At 70.2% G+C, this 17,522-nt stretch carries 14 protein-coding genes; 4 read left to right on the top strand and 10 right to left on the bottom strand.

What is annotated here, in order from left to right; genetic code table 11:
* Positions 1 to 357: 357 nt before the first annotated feature.
* The 3 genes from ACIBK6_RS34355 to thyX all read right to left on the bottom strand — a co-directional run bounded on the left by ACIBK6_RS34355 (position 358) and on the right by thyX (position 4,022).
* On the bottom strand, positions 358 to 2,043 hold the full coding sequence (locus tag ACIBK6_RS34355) for a ribonuclease J (RefSeq protein ID WP_399056044.1): 1,686 nt from the start codon (positions 2,041 to 2,043) through the stop codon (positions 358 to 360).
* Positions 2,044 to 2,169: 126 nt separating this feature from the next.
* Positions 2,170 to 3,069, bottom strand: a complete 900-nt coding sequence (dapA, locus tag ACIBK6_RS34360; protein ID WP_399056046.1) for a 4-hydroxy-tetrahydrodipicolinate synthase — start codon at positions 3,067 to 3,069, stop codon at positions 2,170 to 2,172.
* A gap of 212 nt (positions 3,070 to 3,281) precedes the next feature.
* Positions 3,282 to 4,022 carry an FAD-dependent thymidylate synthase gene (gene thyX, locus ACIBK6_RS34365; RefSeq protein ID WP_399056048.1) on the bottom strand — a complete coding sequence of 247 codons (741 nt, stop codon included), beginning with the start codon at positions 4,020 to 4,022 and terminating at the stop codon, positions 3,282 to 3,284.
* Between the two features lie 199 nt (positions 4,023 to 4,221).
* On the opposite strand from thyX, the gene ACIBK6_RS34370 reads away from it, so the two are divergent.
* Both ACIBK6_RS34370 and ACIBK6_RS34375 read left to right on the top strand, forming a co-directional pair.
* Positions 4,222 to 4,461: a hypothetical protein gene (locus ACIBK6_RS34370; RefSeq protein WP_399056050.1), complete on the top strand. Its 240-nt coding sequence runs from the start codon at positions 4,222 to 4,224 to the stop codon at positions 4,459 to 4,461.
* 116 nt (positions 4,462 to 4,577) lie between these two features.
* Positions 4,578 to 5,138 (top strand): hypothetical protein, encoded by a 561-nt coding sequence (locus ACIBK6_RS34375; RefSeq protein ID WP_399056052.1) that lies wholly within the window; start codon positions 4,578 to 4,580, stop codon positions 5,136 to 5,138.
* 133 nt (positions 5,139 to 5,271) lie between these two features.
* On the opposite strand, the gene ACIBK6_RS34380 is transcribed toward ACIBK6_RS34375, so the two are convergent.
* The 6 genes from ACIBK6_RS34380 to eccD form a co-directional block, all read right to left on the bottom strand.
* Complete coding sequence (locus tag ACIBK6_RS34380; protein WP_399056054.1) at positions 5,272 to 5,724, bottom strand: hypothetical protein; 453 nt, start codon at positions 5,722 to 5,724, stop codon at positions 5,272 to 5,274.
* 17 nt (positions 5,725 to 5,741) lie between these two features.
* On the bottom strand, positions 5,742 to 6,494 hold the full coding sequence (gene dapB, locus ACIBK6_RS34385) for a 4-hydroxy-tetrahydrodipicolinate reductase (RefSeq protein ID WP_399056056.1): 753 nt from the start codon (positions 6,492 to 6,494) through the stop codon (positions 5,742 to 5,744).
* Positions 6,495 to 6,513: 19 nt separating this feature from the next.
* Positions 6,514 to 7,893: a M16 family metallopeptidase gene (locus tag ACIBK6_RS34390; RefSeq protein ID WP_399056058.1), complete on the bottom strand. Its 1,380-nt coding sequence runs from the start codon at positions 7,891 to 7,893 to the stop codon at positions 6,514 to 6,516.
* On the bottom strand, positions 7,890 to 10,109 hold the full coding sequence (locus tag ACIBK6_RS34395) for a polyribonucleotide nucleotidyltransferase (protein WP_399056060.1): 2,220 nt from the start codon (positions 10,107 to 10,109) through the stop codon (positions 7,890 to 7,892). The genes ACIBK6_RS34390 and ACIBK6_RS34395 overlap by 4 nt, the downstream gene beginning before the upstream one ends.
* Before the next feature lie 334 nt (positions 10,110 to 10,443).
* Entirely contained in the window at positions 10,444 to 10,734 is a 291-nt protein-coding gene (gene rpsO / locus ACIBK6_RS34400; RefSeq protein WP_344078972.1) for a 30S ribosomal protein S15, read from the bottom strand.
* 196 nt (positions 10,735 to 10,930) lie between these two features.
* Positions 10,931 to 12,433: a type VII secretion integral membrane protein EccD gene (gene eccD, locus ACIBK6_RS34405; RefSeq protein ID WP_399056063.1), complete on the bottom strand. Its 1,503-nt coding sequence runs from the start codon at positions 12,431 to 12,433 to the stop codon at positions 10,931 to 10,933.
* Between the two features lie 253 nt (positions 12,434 to 12,686).
* Between eccD and eccCa the strand changes: the two genes are divergently transcribed.
* Together eccCa and ACIBK6_RS34415 are read left to right on the top strand one after the other, a co-directional pair.
* Entirely contained in the window at positions 12,687 to 16,658 is a 3,972-nt protein-coding gene (gene eccCa / locus ACIBK6_RS34410; protein ID WP_399056065.1) for a type VII secretion protein EccCa, read from the top strand.
* A 132-nt stretch (positions 16,659 to 16,790) separates the two neighbouring features.
* A complete protein-coding gene (locus ACIBK6_RS34415; RefSeq protein ID WP_399056067.1) occupies positions 16,791 to 17,096 on the top strand; it encodes a DUF397 domain-containing protein in 306 nt (101 codons plus the stop codon).
* Between the two features lie 75 nt (positions 17,097 to 17,171).
* Here ACIBK6_RS34415 and ACIBK6_RS34420 read toward each other — a convergent pair whose 3' ends face one another.
* Positions 17,172 to 17,474: a WXG100 family type VII secretion target gene (locus ACIBK6_RS34420; protein ID WP_399056069.1), complete on the bottom strand. Its 303-nt coding sequence runs from the start codon at positions 17,472 to 17,474 to the stop codon at positions 17,172 to 17,174.
* Positions 17,475 to 17,522 lie beyond the last annotated feature (48 nt).

Below are 17,522 nucleotides of genomic sequence, written 5' to 3' on the forward strand. Positions count from 1 at the left end.
TTTGGCACGCTGTTGAGTTCTCAAGGAACGGACGCTTCCTTCGTACTCACCCTCTCGGGCTTTCCTCCGGGCGCTTCCCTTCGGTATTTCGTGTTTCCGACTCTATCAGACTCTTTCGTGTCCGATTCCCCGTCGAAATTGGGGTTCGCTTCGAGTTCTTCGCTTTCGCGTTTCCCTTTCGGCGTGACCCGACTTTATCAGAGAACCTGAGTCGGAATTTCCCGCCCCGTTCGGGGACTCCCGTGCGCACACGAGTGTGCTGGGGTTCCCGTTCAGGCGGAGACATAAACGTACTGGAGCGGGGCGCCCCGACGCAAATCGAGGCGCCCCGCTCCGGGCGTGCAACCGCTGTGAGCGTCAGACCTCGACGACCACGGGGAGGATCATCGGACGCCTGCGGTACGTGTCCGAGACCCACTTGCCGACCGAGCGGCGGATCAGCTGCTGGAGCTGGTGCGGCTCGACCACGCCGTCCTGGGCGGACCTGTTCAGCGCTTCCTCGATCTTCGAGACCACCGGGCTGAACGCGGAGTCCTCGATGCCGGAACCACGCGCCTGGATGTGCGGCCCGCTGGTGATCTTGCCGCTGCTGGAGTCCACCACCACGTACACCGAGATGATGCCCTCGTCGCCGAGGATGCGGCGGTCCTTCAGGGAGGACTCCGTCACGTCGCCGACCGAGAGGCCGTCGACGTACACGTAACCAGCCTGGACCTTGCCGACGATCCTGGCGGCGCCGTCGACCAGGTCGACCACCACGCCGTCCTCGGCGATGACGATGTGGTTCTTCGGCACGCCCGTGAGGGCTCCGAGCTCCGCGTTCGCCCGCAGGTGGCGCCATTCGCCGTGGACCGGCATCAGGTTCTTCGGCTTGCAGATGTTGTAGAAGTACAGCAGCTCGCCGGCCGAGGCGTGGCCCGAGACGTGCACCTTGGCGTTGCCCTTGTGGACGACGTTGGCGCCCCAGCGGGTCAGGCCGTTGATGACGCGGTAGACCGCGTTCTCATTGCCCGGGATGAGCGACGACGCGAGGATCACGGTGTCGCCCTGGACGATCCGGATCTGGTGGTCGCGGTTGGCCATCCGGGACAGCGCGGCCATCGGCTCGCCCTGCGAACCCGTGCAGACCAGTACGACCTCGTCGTCCGGCAGGTCGTCCAGCGTCTTGACGTCCACGACGAGGCCGGCCGGGACCTTCAGGTAGCCGAGGTCCCGCGCGATGCCCATGTTGCGGACCATCGAGCGGCCGACGAAGGCGACCCGGCGGCCGTACTCGTGCGCGGCGTCCAGGATCTGCTGGATGCGGTGCACGTGGCTGGCGAAGCTGGCCACGATGATGCGCTTGTCGGCGTTGGCGAAGACGGTGCGCAGGACGTTGGAGATGTCCCGCTCCGGCGGTACGAAACCGGGGACCTCGGCGTTCGTCGAGTCGGAGAGGAGGAGGTCGATGCCCTCCTCGCTCAGCCGGGCGAAGGCGTGCAGGTCGGTGAGACGGCCGTCCAGCGGGAGCTGGTCCATCTTGAAGTCGCCGGTCGCGACGGCCATGCCCGCAGGGGTGCGGATGGCGACGGCGAGGGCGTCCGGGATGGAGTGGTTGACCGCGACGAACTCGCAGTCGAAGGGGCCCAGGCGCTCGCGGTCGCCCTCGGCGACCTCCAGCGTGTACGGGCGGATCCGGTGCTCCTGGAGCTTGGCCTCGATGAGCGCGAGGGTCAGCTTGGAGCCGATCAGCGGGATGTCCGGCTTCTCGCGGAGCAGGTACGGGACGCCGCCGATGTGGTCCTCGTGGCCGTGCGTCAGGACGATGCCCTCGATGTCGTCGAGGCGGTCCCGGATGGAGCTGAAGTCCGGCAGGATCAGGTCGATGCCGGGCTGCTCCTCCTCGGGGAACAGGACACCGCAGTCGACGATGAGCAGGCGGCCGCCGAACTCGAAGACCGTCATGTTCCGGCCGATTTCGCCGAGACCGCCGAGCGGTGTGACGCGCAGGCCGTTCTTGGGAAGCTTCGGCGGGGTGCCGAGTTCAGGATGCGGATGACTCAAAAGACTCTCCTCACCACACGCGCCACGTACCTGTAGGGCACGTGGCGCGTATGTCATTCGTGCACTTGCTGTTATGTATGGGTTTCGCGCGTTCGTCTGGCGCGTATTCAGTTGTGAAGTCTGTGGTTAGAGCTGTACCCCACCGGCCGCCAGATCGAGCCCCAGCTGGCGGGATTCTTCCGCCGTGAGCTCGACCAGGGGAAGGCGCAGCGGTCCGGCCGGAAGCCCCTGCAGGGCGAGGGCGGCCTTGGTGGTGATGACGCCCTGGGTGCGGAACATGCCGGTGTAGACCGGGAGCAGCCGCTGGTGGATCTCGGTGGCCTTGCGTACGTCGCCGGCGAGGTACGCGTCGAGCAGGGCGCGCAGCTCGGGGGTGACCAGGTGGCCCACCACGGAGACGAAGCCGCAGGCGCCGACCGAGAGCAGCGGCAGGTTGAGCATGTCGTCGCCGGAGTACCAGGCGAGGCCGGAGCGGGCGATGGCCCAGCTGGCGCGGCCGAGGTCGCCCTTGGCGTCCTTGTTGGCGACGATCCTCGGGTGCTCGGCGAGCCGGACGAGTGTCTCGGTGTCGATCGGGACGCCGCTGCGGCCGGGGATGTCGTACAGCATCACCGGGAGTTCGGTGGCGTCGGCGATGGCCGAGAAGTGCCGGAAGAGGCCCTCTTGCGGGGGCTTGTTGTAGTACGGCGTCACGGCGAGCAGGCCGTGAGCGCCGGCACGCTCCGCCGTACGGGCGAGTTCGAGGGTGTGGTGCGTGTCGTTGGTGCCGATTCCGGCCACGACATGGGCGCGGTCTCCGACGGCTTCCAGTACGGCCCGTACGAGCTGGTCTTTCTCCGCGTCGCTGGTGGTCGGGGACTCGCCGGTGGTGCCGTTGACGATCAGCCCGTCGTTGCCTGCGTCGACCAGGTGGGCGGCCAGCCGCTGGGCGCCGTCGAGGTCGAGTGCGCCATCCGCCGTGAAGGGCGTGATCATGGCGGTGAGGACCCGCCCGAAGGGGGTCTGCGGAGTGGAGATCGGAGCCATGGGTAACACGCTACTCGCTGCTCAGCGCCGGGTCCCCCCTCGGGGGCAGGTGACAAAGGGAGCCCGGCACTGCCTGCTCGGGGGTTCAAGCAGTGCCGGGTCCGTTTGATCAGCCTAGATGAACTTCACGAAACGCCGCAATACGGACACTTTGCACGGCCTATCCGCACATCTGTGCCGGTATGGGCGCGATCAGCCGTCAACCCGTGCGGTTACGGGGCCACCCGGCCGTTGGTGTTGAAGGCCGCGTGGGTGAGCGGCATGAGCCGGGCCCACTCCTCTTCCATCTTCTCGCCGACCATCTCGATCTCCCGCTGCGGGAAGGACGGGACCTTCGCCAGCTCGTGCTGGGTCCGCAGGCCGAGGAAGTGCATCAGGGAACGCGCGTTGCACGTCGCGTACATGGAGGAGAAGAGGCCGACGGGGAGCACGGCCCGGGCCACCTCGCGGGCGACACCGGCCGCCAGCATCTCCTGGTACGCCTCGTACGCCTGCTGGTAGGAGTCCTCCATCGCGCGGGCGGTCAGCTCCTGCTGCTCCGCCGAGCCGTCGACGAACTCGTACTTGCCGGGGCGGCCCTGCTGCACCAGCTTGCGCTCGGCGCCCGGTACGTAGAAGACCGGCTGGAGCTCCCGGTACCGGCCCGACTCCTCGTTGTACGACCAGCCCACGCGGTGCCGCATGAACTCGCGGAAGACGAAGATCGGGGCGCTGATGAAGAAGGTCATCGAGTTGTGCTCGAAGGGGCTGCCGTGCCGGTCCCGCATCAGGTAGTTGATGAGGCCCTTGGAGCGCTCGGGGTCCTTCTGCAGCTCCTCCAGGGACTGCTCGCCCGCCGTGGAGACACGGGCTGCCCACAGCACGTCGGAGTCGGACGCCGAGTGCTTCACCAGCTCGACGGTGACGTCGCTGCGGAAACTGGGCTTGAGGTCTGAGGCGGGGGTGTCGGTCACCGGCGGGTCCTTCCCATTGCGTCGCTCGGGCGGCGCCCACTCTACGGCCCGGCACTGACAACTCCAGCCCTGACGGGTCGTCACCACATTCTTCGGCCAATTCGGCGAATTCGGGCACCAATCGGCAGTTCCGTGCGTCTGTATCAATAAGCAGCAGCAAGTTCGGCAGCCCCTCGAGTTTCCCAGGAGATGTGCCCCCATGTTCCGCCGGCGTGAGCCCGTTCCGTTCGCATTCGTCGCTGAGGCCGACCGGTACCGCAGCAACGTCGAGCCACCGCCGCGCGAGCGCGCGAGCGCAGGTCAGCTCGTCGGCCGGACCCTGGTCGGGCTCACCGTCATAGCCGGGCTCACCGGTGCGCTGCTCTTCGGGATGCCCGCCATGGAAAGCCCCCGGTCCCCCGGGCAGAGCCAGCAGTCCGAGGCCTCCACCGGCCGCTGACCGGCTCCGAACCGCGCCGACGCGCGCCCGGACCCCGGAGGTGGCCGCACGGTGACCTCCTGGGTAGCCTCACCCCGAGCAGCCCAATCGAGCGTGCTTGTGAGTGAGGATCAGTCGTGCCCCTGCCCTTCCTGACGGCCGACCGCGCAGTTGACGCACCCGGTGAGTACTCCGACGACATCGCGCTGCCCTTCGACGACCACGATCGCTGGCGGCGCCCTTACCGGCCCGGCCCGTGGCGGGTCGCCGCGGCGGCCCTGCTGCTGCTCCTCGCCTCGTTCGTGCTGCTCGCCGCGGTGATCATCGCCGCCGCCGGGGAGCCCGTGGGCGGGCTGGTCGTCCTGGCGGTCGCCGTGCTCGTGATCACCTCGTCACTGCGGCTGCTGCGGGTCGGGGCCTGGGTCAGCCGGGCCGGGCTGCGGCGGGTCGCCTTCTTCTCGACCAGCACGGTGGCGTGGCAGCAGATCCGCGGCGTACGGACGGTTCAGCAGCCGGTGCGCTGGCTCGGGCTGCCGCGGACCGTGCAGGGGCAGGCGCTCATCGCCGAGCGACAGGACGGCCGGGTGCTGCCGCCGCTGCTCACGGATCGCAGTGCGGACTTCCTGGCCCGGGGCGAAGCCTTCGACCGTGCCGCGGACCTGGTGGAGGCCTGGGGCGACGAGTACCGGGCCCGCTGACCCGAAGGCCCTGTTCCGACGGCCCGCCCCCGAAGGCCCGGATTCCAAAGCCCCAGTTCCGAAGACCTGCTCCCGAAAGCCCGGATTCCGAAAGCCCGGTTCCGAAGCCCCGATTCCGAAGCTCCGGTCGGGGCTATGCCCCGGCCGGCTCGCACTCGCGCAGGGCGATCGCCCGCTGCATCGCCTTGCGGGCCCGCGGGGTGTCGCGGGCGTCCTGGTAGGCGATGGCGAGACGGAACCAGCAGCGCCAGTCGTCCGGGGCGTCCTCCGTCTCCGCCTTGCGGCGGGCGAAGACGGCATCGGCCGAGTCCCGGTCGATGCGGCCGCCCGCCGTGCGGACCAACTCGTCGACGGGCAGGCCGCCTTCGGCGTCCAGCTCGGCGGCGAGCTTGTTGGCCTTGGTGACGAACCGGGTGTTCGCCCAGAGGAACCAGATGCCGATCAGCGGCAGGATCAGCACGGCCACCCCCATGGTGACCGTGATCCAAGTGCCCTGTTCGATGAGCATCACGCCACGGCTGCCGGCCAGGACGAAGTAGAAGACCAGGACGGCGGCCGTGATGAGGTAGGTGATTTTCGCGCGCATGGGACCGACGGTGCCGCTCAGTTGAGGTCGAGGAAGTGTTCCAGGCCGAAGGTGAGGCCCGGAGTGGTCACCACGCGGCGGACGCCGAGCAGGATGCCCGGCATGAAGCTGCTGTGGTGGAGGGAGTCGTGGCGCACGGTGAGGGTCTCGCCCTCCGCGCCGAGCAGTACTTCCTGGTGGGCCAGGAGGCCGCGCAGCCGGACGGCGTGCACCGGGATGCCGTCCACGTCGGCGCCCCGGGCCCCGGCGAGCGCCGTGACCGTGGCGTCCGGCGCCGGGCCCACGCCCGCCTCGGCGCGGGCCGCCGCGATGAGCTGGGCGGTGCGCGTCGCGGTGCCGGACGGCGCGTCGACCTTGTTGGGGTGGTGCAGCTCGACGACCTCGACCGACTCGAAGTACGGGGCCGCGAGCTGGGCGAACTTCATCGTCAGGACGGCGCCGATGGAGAAGTTCGGGGCGATGAGCACCCCGGTGGACGGGGAGCCGTCCAGCCAGGTGTTCAGCTGCGCGAGGCGGTCCTCGGTCCAGCCCGTGGTGCCGACGACCGCGTGGATCCCGTGGCGTACACAGAAGTCCAGGTTGTCCATCACCGAGGCGGGAGTGGTCAGTTCGACCACGACCTGGGCGCCCGTCTCGGCGAGCGTCTCCAGCTTGTCGCCGCGGCCCAGGGCCGCGACCAGCTCCATGTCCTCGGCAGCCTCCACGGCTCGTACCGCTTCGGAACCGATGCGGCCCTTCGCGCCGAGGACCGCCACGCGCAGCTTGCTCATTCGCTTGTTTCCTTAAGGGTTACGAGACCGCTTCGTGGAGGCGGTCGGCCTGCTTGTCCTTCAGCGGGCCGATGACGGACAGCGAGGGACGCTGCCCCAGGACATCACGTGCCACCTCACGGACGTCGTCCGGGGTGACCTCGGCTATCCGGGCCAGCATGTCGTCGACCGACATCTGGGAGCCCCAGCACAGCTCGCTCTTGCCGATGCGGTTCATCAGCGCACCGGTGTCCTCCAGGCCGAGCACGGTGGAGCCGGAGAGCTGGCCGACCGCGCGGCCGATCTCGTCGTCCGAGAGGCCCTCGTTCGCCACCCGGTCCAGTTCGTCGCGGCAGATCTTCAGGACGTCGTGGACCTGGCTGGGGCGGCAGCCCGCGTACACGCCGAACAGGCCGCAGTCGGCGAAGCCCGAGGTGTACGAGTAGACGCTGTAAGCCAGGCCGCGCTTCTCGCGGACCTCCTGGAACAGGCGGGACGACATGCCGCCGCCCAGTGCCGTGTTCAGCACGCCGAGCGCCCAGCGGCGCTCGTCGGTGCGGGCGAGGCCCGGCATGCCGAGGACGACGTGCGCCTGCTCCGTGCGGCGGTTGAGCAGTTCCATCCGGCCCGCGGTCTTCAGTGCGCGGGTGCCGCCGCGCGGGCCGACCGGGACGGCGTCCGTACGCGACAGCGCGCCGGCCTTCTCGAAGGCCTTGCGGACCTGGCGTACGACGGTGGCGTGATCGATGTTTCCGGCGGCCGCGACGACCAAGTGGCGCGGATCGTAGTGCTTCTTGTAGAAGCGCGAGATCTGCGCCTGGGTGAGGGAGTTGATCGTGTCGACGGTGCCCAGGACCGGGCGGCCGAGCGGGGTGTCGCCGAGCATGGTGTGCGCGAACAGGTCGTGCACGCAGTCGCCCGGGTCGTCCTCGGTCATCGCGATCTCTTCGAGGATCACGCCGCGTTCGGCATCCACGTCCTCGGCGAGTATCAGCGAGTCCGTCAGCATGTCGCACACGACGTCGATCGCCAGCGGCAGATCGGTGTCGAGCACCCGCGCGTAGTAGCAGGTGTACTCCTTCGCCGTGAAGGCGTTCATCTCGCCGCCGACCGCGTCGAGCGCGGAGGAGATGTCGAGGGCACTGCGCTTGCTGGTGCCCTTGAAGAGGAGGTGCTCCAGGTAGTGCGTGGCGCCGTTCAGCGTCGGCGTCTCGTCGCGCGAACCCACCTGGACCCAGATGCCGAAGGTCGCGGACCGTACGGAGGGAAGGGTTTCGGTGACGACCCGCAGGCCGCCGGGGAGGGTCGTACGGCGCACGGTGCCGATGCCGTTCTGACCCTTCAGGAGCGTTTGGGTACGGGCGACGGCCCGCCCCTCCGAAGAGGGGCGGGCCGTCGTCGCGGAACTACGGGACGTCACTTGGCAGCGTCGTCCTTCTCGGCGTCGTCGGCCGTCTCGCCCTCGATCACGGGGACCAGGGAGAGCTTGCCGCGGGAGTCGATCTCGGCGATCTCGACCTGGACCTTGGAGCCCACACCGAGCACGTCCTCGACGTTCTCGACGCGCTTGCCACCGGCGAGCTTGCGGATCTGCGAGATGTGCAGCAGACCGTCCTTGCCGGGCATCAGGGACACGAACGCACCGAAGGTGGTGGTCTTGACGACCGTACCCAGGTAGCGCTCGCCGACCTCCGGCATGGTCGGGTTGGCGATGCTGTTGATCGTGGCGCGGGCGGCCTCGGCCTGCGAGCCGACCTGGGCACCGATGTAGATGGTGCCGTCGTCCTCGATCGTGATCTCGGCGCCGGTGTCCTCCTGGATCTGGTTGATCATCTTGCCCTTGGGGCCGATGACCTCACCGATCTTGTCCACCGGGATCTTGACGGTGATGATCCGCGGGGCGTTGGGGGACATCTCGTCCGGGGTGTCGATCGCTTCCATCATCACGTCGAGGATGTGGAGGCGGGCGTCGCGGGCCTGCTTGAGGGCCGCGGCCAGGACGGAGGCCGGGATGCCGTCCAGCTTGGTGTCGAGCTGGAGCGCGGTGACGAACTCCTTCGTGCCGGCGACCTTGAAGTCCATGTCACCGAACGCGTCCTCGGCACCGAGGATGTCCGTGAGGGCGACGTAGTGCGTCTTGCCGTCGATCTCCTGGGAGATCAGACCCATGGCGATACCGGCGACGGGGGCCTTCAGCGGCACACCGGCGTTCAGCAGCGACATGGTGGAGGCGCAGACCGAGCCCATGGACGTCGAGCCGTTGGAGCCGAGGGCCTCGGACACCTGACGGATCGCGTACGGGAACTCCTCGCGGGTCGGCAGGACCGGCACGATGGCGCGCTCGGCGAGCGCGCCGTGGCCGATCTCGCGGCGCTTGGGCGAGCCCACGCGGCCGGTCTCGCCGACCGAGTACGGCGGGAAGTTGTAGTTGTGCATGTAGCGCTTGCGGGTCACCGGGGAAAGGGTGTCCAGCTGCTGCTCCATCCGGAGCATGTTCAGGGTGGTGACGCCCAGGATCTGGGTCTCGCCACGCTCGAACAGCGCCGAGCCGTGCACGCGCGGGATGGCCTCGACCTCGGCGGCCAGCGTACGGATGTCCGTGATGCCGCGGCCGTCGATGCGGACCTTGTCCGTGATGACGCGCTGGCGGACCAGCTTCTTGGTCAGCGCGCGGTAGGCGGCGGAGATCTCCTTCTCGCGGCCCTCGAACTGCGGGAGCAGCTTCTCGGCGGCCAGCGCCTTGACGCGGTCCAGCTCGGCCTCGCGGTCCTGCTTGCCCGCGATCGTCAGCGCCTGGGAGAGCTCGCTCTTGACGGCCGCGGTCAGCGCCTCCAGGACGTCGTCCTGGTAGTCGAGGAAGACCGGGAAGTCGGCGGTCGGCTTGGCAGCCTTGGCGGCCAGGTCGGACTGGGCCTTGCAGAGCACCTTGATGAAGGGCTTCGCGGCGTCCAGACCGGCGGCGACGACGTCCTCGGTCGGCGCCTCGGCGCCGCCCTTGACCAGCTGGATGGTCTTCTCGGTGGCCTCGGCCTCGACCATCATGATCGCGACGTCGCCGTCCTCCAGGACGCGGCCGGCGACCACCATGTCGAAGACGGCGTCCTCGAGCTCGGTGTGCGTCGGGAACGCGACCCACTGGCCGTTGATCAGCGCGACGCGGACGCCGCCGATCGGGCCGGAGAAGGGCAGGCCGGCCAGCTGGGTGGACGCGGACGCGGCGTTGATCGCGACGACGTCGTACAGGTGGTCGGGGTTGAGCGCCATGATCGTCGCGACGACCTGGATCTCGTTGCGCAGGCCCTTCTTGAAGGACGGGCGCAGCGGGCGGTCGATCAGGCGGCAGGTGAGGATCGCGTCCTCGGAGGGCCGGCCCTCGCGGCGGAAGAAGGAGCCGGGGATCTTGCCGGCGGCGTACATCCGCTCCTCGACGTCCACCGTGAGGGGGAAGAAGTCGAGCTGGTCCTTGGGGTTCTTGGACGCGGAGGTGGCCGAGAGGACCATCGTGTCGTCGTCCAGGTACGCCACGGCGGAGCCGGCGGCCTGCTTGGCCAGGCGGCCCGTCTCGAAGCGGATGGTGCGGGTGCCGAAGGAGCCGTTGTCGATGACGGCCTCGGCGTAGTGGGTCTCGTTCTCCACTAGCGTTTTCTCCATTTGCTTGTCGTCTTTTCGTCCCGGGGCCCGTGTGGCACGGGGACGGTGGGGGTGACGAGCGGAGGAGCGCTCCTGAGGGCGGGCCGGTCTTCGATCGAAGCGCCCGGGTTCCTTGCGTTCCGGGGGCCACTACCGAGGACCGGCGGCGGAGGAGGGCTTCTGCTCGCTCGCGCGCGCGGTGAGCGCGTTCTGGTGAAGCGTCTTCTGGTGAAGCTTGTTCTGTTGTCCGTACCAGACTACTGAGCGTTCGGTACGTCCCGCACGTACAGCAAAGGGAGCGGCCCCCTAATAGGTGGGAACCGCTCCCTTCACAGCATGCTTACTTGGCGCCGCCGGCCGCACCGCGGCGGATGCCCAGGCGGTCGACCAGCGTACGGAAGCGCTGGATGTCCTTCTTGGCCAGGTACTGCAGCAGGCGGCGGCGCTGGCCGACCAGGATCAGCAGACCACGGCGGGAGTGGTGGTCGTGCTTGTGCGTCTTGAGGTGCTCGGTCAGGTCCGAGATGCGGCGGGAGAGCATGGCGACCTGAACCTCGGGGGAGCCGGTGTCGCCCTCCTTCTGGCCGAACTCGGACATGATCTGCTTCTTCGTAGCGGCGTCGAGAGACACTCGTACTCCTCAGTGGTGTTCGTGCGCCCACGAGTGCCCCTGGTCTGGATCTCAGGGGAGCTTCCGTGACTCGGAGGCGAAGGTCCGATGAGCGCAGCTTCCAGAGGAGCGGGGCTCTTCCGGGGAGCGCGTACACAAACGGCCGTCACACAGCGTACCAGTCCCCCGGGTGGCGGTTGACCCGGCGGAACGCGGGTCAGCTGCTCAGGGCGCGGGCCCTGGCGTACACGTCGAAGACGGCCAGGGTCAGCGGCAGCAGGGTGAGCAGCACGAATCCTTCGGCGATCTCCAGGAAGCGGCCCCAGAACGGGGTCACGCCGCGGCCGGGCACGATCAGCGCGATCGCGGTGACCAGTGCCGCGGCGGCGGCGATCGCGGCGACCAGCCACAGGGTGCGGATGTCGAGGGCTGCGGTGTCGCCCTTCAGCGCGTCCGCCATCAGGCCGCGCGGCGTGTTGACGCACAGGCCGAGGCCGAGCAGGGCGAGGGCGCCGAGCCCGGCGGTCAGGGTGGCGGCGACCTGGGCGGTGTAGCGGAAGAGGTGGGCCCGCATGAGCATGGCGACGCCGGTGGCCAGGGCCAGCAGGCGGCCCCAGGTGTTGTCGCTGAAGCCGAGTACCGCGGCGCCCGCGACCGCGAGGACGGCGCAGCCGCCGACCAGGCCGACGAGCAGCTCGTGGCCGCGCCGGGCCTGGGCGGCGATGCGCTCGGCGTCGACGGGCTCCGGCGGGGCCGGGTCGTCGCCGAGGTCGCGCCGGGAGGTGTGCGGGGGCTCGAAGCCGATGGGCAGCCGGGCGAAGCGCATGGAGAGGCCGGGCAGGAAGGCGAGCGCGCCGACGGCCAGCTGGGTGCAGACCGCGGCGGTCCCGGTGGGCTTCATCCCGGTCAGGATCGCGACGAACAGGACGAGCGCGCCCACCGCGGAGGCGAGCACGAACGCCACGAAGGGGCCGTCGCCGCGGGGCGAGAGCAGGGTCAGCACGAGCGAGGCGATCAGTACCGCCGCACAGGCGAGCAGCATCTGGAGCCGGCCGGCGCCGTGGTGGGCGGCGAGCGGCAGCAGCCCGGACCCGGCGACCGCGATGTTGGGCAGCGAGCCGAGGCCCAGGGCGACGGCGGAGAGCTGGTCGTCGTAGATCCGGGCGCGTACGGCCGCGAGGGTGAGCAGCAGCACTCCGGCGACAGCGGCGAGGATGCCCGGCAGGCCGTGCATGTCGTGGCGCGGGTCGGCGGTCCAGGCGGCGAAGGCGAGCAGGACGGTCAGCACGCCGCCGCCGATGAGGCCCGCGGCGCGGGTCAGGCCGGTGTTCCACAGCGTGCGGTCCCGGGTGACCGCAGAGGCGACGGCCTCGGAGACGTCATCGAAGACGGCGGGAGGCAGCGACTGCGAGAACGGGCGCAGCGTGAGCAGCTCGCCGTCCAGGATCGACTGGGCGGCGAACGAGCGGGCGCTGTCGAGGACGGTGCCGTCCCGGCGCACCAGCGAGTATCCGACGGGGGCGCCCTCGACCGGGCTCTGCTGCGCGAGCCGCAGGATCTCGGGGTAGATGTCGGCGACCGGGATGTCGTCGGGCAGCGCCACGTCGATCCGGCCGTCCGGCGCGACGATCGTCACCCGGCAGAAGCCGAGGCTCGCCCCGGCCCCCTGGACCGGCCGGCCGGGCTCGGCGGCCGTCGTCGCGGAGGTGGTCGTGCTCACCTTCGGCTCCCCCTTCACGTACGTGCGGCGCCCGGTGGTCCGCCGGCTGCCAGCGCCCGGTCCCGGGCGGTCCCCGCCGGACACGTCAAGTGCCCGGTTTCCTTCGCTCTGTTCGCGGCTGCTTACACGAACAGGCGGAATCCTATCGCCAGCCGATCACATCGGATGTCAGTAGGATCCCACCGCGGTCGGCGTTCGCCGGACACGGGGCGGCGGGCCGAACTTCTTCGGCTGCCAGGAGAATTGGTGCGTTGTGAGCCACATCATCGTCAAGCGCCCGCCACGGGCTCTGCCGTCCGAGGTGCCCGCGGAGGAGGTCGTCCTGCAGCCTCCGCCGGAGCTGCCGCGCGGACAGCAGGAGGGTGCGCTGATGCAACTCCTGCCCATGCTGGGCATGGGCGGCTCCGTGGTGTTCTTCTTCATGCCGAATTCGCAACCGTTCATGAAGGTCATGGGCATGGTGATGGTCGCCTCGACGGTGGCCATGTCGGTGGCGATGATCGTCCGCTACCGCAAGGGCTCCCAGGGGCAGTTGGCGGACCTGCGCCGGGACTATCTGCGCTACCTCGCGCAGACCCGGCGCTCGGCGGTCGAGACCGCGCACAGGCAGCGCGACGCGCAGTACTACCTGCACCCCTCCCCCGAGCAGCTGTGGGCGCTGGTCGCCGAGGGCAGCCGGGTATGGGAACGCCGTTCGGGCGACGAGGACTTCGGCCAGGTGCGCATCGGGCTCGGCCCGCAGGCGCTCGCCACCGAGCTGGTGCCGCCGCAGACCGCGCCGGTCGACCAGCTGGAGCCGCTGACGGCGGGCGCGATGCAGCGATTTCTGGCCACCCACCAGACGGTGGAGGACCTGCCGATGGCGGTCTCGCTGCGCGCCTTCTACCACATGACGGTCAGCGGACAGGCGCAGACGGCACGCGCCACCGTGCGCGCCCTGACCGCCTCGCTCGCCGCCCTGCACTCCCCCGAGGACCTGGTCATCGCGGTCGCCACGGCCCAGAACGCGTCCGCGCACTGGGAGTGGACCAAGTGGCTGCCGCACACCCAGGTCCCCGGCCTCGCCGACGGCGCGGGCAGCCGGCGCCTGATCAGCCGCAGCTCGGCCGAGCTCGAAGAGCTGCTCGCGCCCCGCCTCACCGGCCGCCCCCGCTTCCACCCGGAGGGCGCGCCGCTGCCGGAGGAACCGCACATCGTCGTCGTCATCGACGGAGTGTCCCTTCCCCCGCTGTCGGTCCTCGCCTCCCCCGAAGGCCTCCAGGGCGTCACTGTCGTCGAGGTCGTCCCCGGCGAACTCACCGGCGCCCGCGGCGAACTCGCCGTCGTCGTGCACCCCGGCACGCTGCGCCTGGAGTCGAGCCACGGCCTCGTGTACGAGGGCACGCCCGACCTCCTCCCGTACGAGTCCGCCGACGCGCTGGCCCGCCAGCTGGCCCCGCTGCGCATGGCCTTGGGCGGTGACGACGACGAACCGCTGCTCGCCAACCTGGAGTTCACCGATCTGCTGAACCTCGGCGACGCGGCGTCGGTGGACACCGCGCGCACCTGGCGGCCCCGCTCCGCCTCCGAGCGGCTGCGAGTCCCGATCGGCGTCGGCGAGGACGGCCGCCCGGTCATGCTCGACCTGAAGGAGGCCGCGCAGGACGGCATGGGCCCGCACGGACTGTGCGTCGGCGCGACCGGTTCCGGAAAGTCGGAACTCCTGCGCACCCTGGTGCTCGGCCTCGCCGTCACCCATTCCTCCGAGACGCTGAACTTCGTCCTCGCCGACTTCAAGGGCGGCGCGACCTTCGCCGGCATGGCGCACATGCCGCACGTCGCGGCCGTCATCACCAACCTCGCCGACGACCTCACCCTGGTCGACCGCATGGGCGACTCCATCCGCGGCGAGCTCAACCGCCGCCAGGAGATGCTGCGCGACGCGGGCAACTACGCCAACATCCACGACTACGAGCGGGCCCGGGCGGCCGGCGCCCCGCTCCAGCCCGTCCCCTCGCTCGTCCTGGTCATCGACGAGTTCAGCGAACTGCTCACCGCCAAGCCGGACTTCATCGAGATGTTCGTGCAGATCGGCCGCATCGGCCGCTCGCTCGGCGTCCATCTGCTGCTCGCCTCGCAGCGCCTGGAGGAGGGCCGGCTGCGCGGTCTGGAGACGTACCTCTCCTACCGGATCGGTCTGCGCACCTTCTCCGCCGCCGAGTCGCGCGCGGCCCTCGGCGTCCCCGACGCCTACCACCTGCCGAGCGTCCCCGGCTCCGGCTACCTGAAGTTCGGCACCGACGAGATGACCCGCTTCAAGGCGGCGTACGTCTCCGGCGTGTACCGCACGGGCGCCTACCGGGCCGCCGCGCTCGGCGGCCCGCTGCCCGTCGACCGGCGGCCGGTGCTGTTCACCGCCGCCGAAGTGCCGGTGACGTACGCCCCGACCGTGCCGGGTCCGCGGGCCGAGGCCGAGCCGCGGACCGATGACGCGCTCGCCGACACCGTGCTCGATGTGATCGTGCGCCGCCTCGAAGCACGCGGCCCGGCCGCCCACCAGGTGTGGCTGCCGCCGCTGGACAGCCCGCCGGCCCTCGACTCGCTGCTGCCCGGCCTCGCCCCGGTGCCGGGCCGCGGACTCACCCAGCCCGGCTACCAGGGCGCGGGGCGTCTGGTCGTGCCGCTCGGTCTCGTGGACAAGCCGTACGAGCAGCGCCGCGACCCGCTGTGGTGCGACTTCTCGGGCGCGGCCGGCCATCTGCAGATCCTGGGCGGCCCGCAGTCCGGCAAGTCGACGCTGGTGCGCACCCTGCTCGCGTCGTTCGCGCTCACCCACACCCCGCAGGAAGTGCAGTTCTACGGGCTCGACTTCGGCGGCGGCGGCATGGCCGCGGTCGCGGGCCTGCCGCACGTCGGCGGCGTCGCCTCCCGGCTGGACCCGGAGCGGGTCCGGCGCACGGTCGCCGAGGTGTACGGCGTGCTGACCCGCCGCGAGGAGTACTTCCGCTCGGCGGGCATCGCCTCGATCGCGGACTTCCGGGCCCGCCGGGCGCGCGGCACCATCTCGGCCGCCGACCAGCCGTGGGGCGACGTCTTCCTCGTCATCGACGGGTGGGGCAACTTCCGTACCGAGTACGAGGGTCTGGAGCAGGTCGTCCTGGACATCGCGGCGCGCGGGCTCGGCTACGGCGTCCACCTGGTGCTGACCGCGTCGCGTTCGATGGAGGTCAGGGCCAACCTCAAGGACCACCTCATGAACCGCCTGGAGCTGCGGCTCGGCGACACGATGGACTCGGAGTTCGACCGCAAGGTCGCGGCCAACGTCCCGGTCGGGGTGCCCGGCCGCGGCCAGTCCCCGCAGAAGACGCACTTCATGGCGGCCGTCCCCCGCATCGACGGCCTCCAGTCCGACACCGACCTCGCCGAGGCGACCGCGGCGCTGGCCACCGAGGCCGCCCGGCACTGGACGGCCCCGCCCGCGCCCGAGGTCCGCCTCCTGCCGCGCGAACTCCCGGCCGCCCAACTCCCGCCCGGCCACGCCTTCCCGGACCGCGGCGTCGCCTTCGCGCTCGACGAGAACAACCTGGAACCGGTCTTCGTCGACTTCGAGCAGGACCCGTTCTTCCTTGTCTTCGGCGAGGGCGAATCCGGCAAGTCGAACCTGCTGCGGCTCCTGATCACCCAGCTCACGCAGCGGTACGACGGCGACGCGTGCAAGCTGTTCGTGGTGGACAACCGGCGCGCCCTGCTCGATGTGACCCCGCCCTCGCACCTGGCCGAGTACATCCCCATGTCGAACGCCATGGACCACCACATGGACGCGCTGGCCGACCTGATGCGGCGCCGCGCGCCGAGCGCCGAGGTCACCGCGCAGCAGTTGCGCGAGCGCAGCTGGTGGCGGGGCCCCACGGTGTACGTAGTAGTGGACGACTACGACCTGGTGTCAACATCCAGCGGCAACCCGCTCGGCAAGCTCACCGAACTGCTGCCGTTCGCCCGCGATGTCGGCGTCCGCTTCATCATCGCCCGCTCCACGGCGGGCGCGGGCCGCGCCTCGTACGAGCCTTTCATGCAGCGCATGAAGGAACTGGGTGCCCAGGGCGTGCTCCTGGCCGGCGACCCGGCCGAGGGCGACATCCTGGCGGGCGTCCGCCCGCGCCCGATGCCGACGGGCCGCGGCGTGTTCGTGTCCCGCAGGCGGGGGAAGCCGCTGGTGCAGACGGGCTTGGTGGCGGGCGGGAACTGACGGACCGGGCGGGGGCGCCCTCGTTCTCATGCATTCTTCCCGCGCCCCCGCCCGCCGTGCGCAGTGCCAAGTAGGCTGAGCGGGCGGTTGGTTGGCTGCCCCATCAGTACGTCTGGAAGGAATCGCTCCGTCATGGCTGAGGAACAGGACCAGGAACTCCGGGAGCGCAAGGAGCGCGAGAAGAACGAGTTGTACGCCCTCGACATCTCGGGCGTCGAGTGGCACAGCGCGCCCGGGACGTCCGAGGACGAGGAGCGCGTCGAGATCGCCCATCTGCCGGCGGGCGCCGTGGCCATGCGGTCCTCCGTGGACCCGGACACCGTGCTGCGGTACACCGAGGCGGAGTGGCAGGCGTTCGTACTGGGGGCACGGGACGGGGAGTTCGACCTGGAGCCCTCGGTCCGCAATGGCGGGATCGAGGCGGGCTCGGCGCAGTAGCGCCGGGGCGTACCGACGCCGAACGGGGTGGGCACCTCCCGCGCGTGCCCACCCCGTCCGTATGTCCCGGCACTCCTACTCGAAGTAACCGGCCGCCTTGCGGTCACCGGCCCGGTAGGCCGGACCCGCCTCGGCCACGGCCTTGGCGATCTGCGTGAGGGAGGTGTGGACGCTGTCCGCGGTGTTGTTCCAGTCCTGCTGCTTCGCCGCGTACGCCTCGTGGGCCTGGCCCTCCCAGTTGCCGGAGGCCTTCTTGACCATGTCGCTGATGTCATCGAGGTCTTGCCGGAGCTTCCTGGCCTGGCGTTCGATGTCCGCGGCCGCACCCTCGAGGCTGCTGTACGTTACTCCGAGGACATCGCCGTTACCGCTGGGCATGGCTACCCCAATCTCTGTGATGAACAAGCTGGTTGTGAGCTGGCGCGG

The sequence above is a fragment of the Streptomyces sp. NPDC050485 genome (genome assembly GCF_044458185.1).
Classification (GTDB): Bacteria; Actinomycetota; Actinomycetes; order Streptomycetales; family Streptomycetaceae; genus Streptomyces.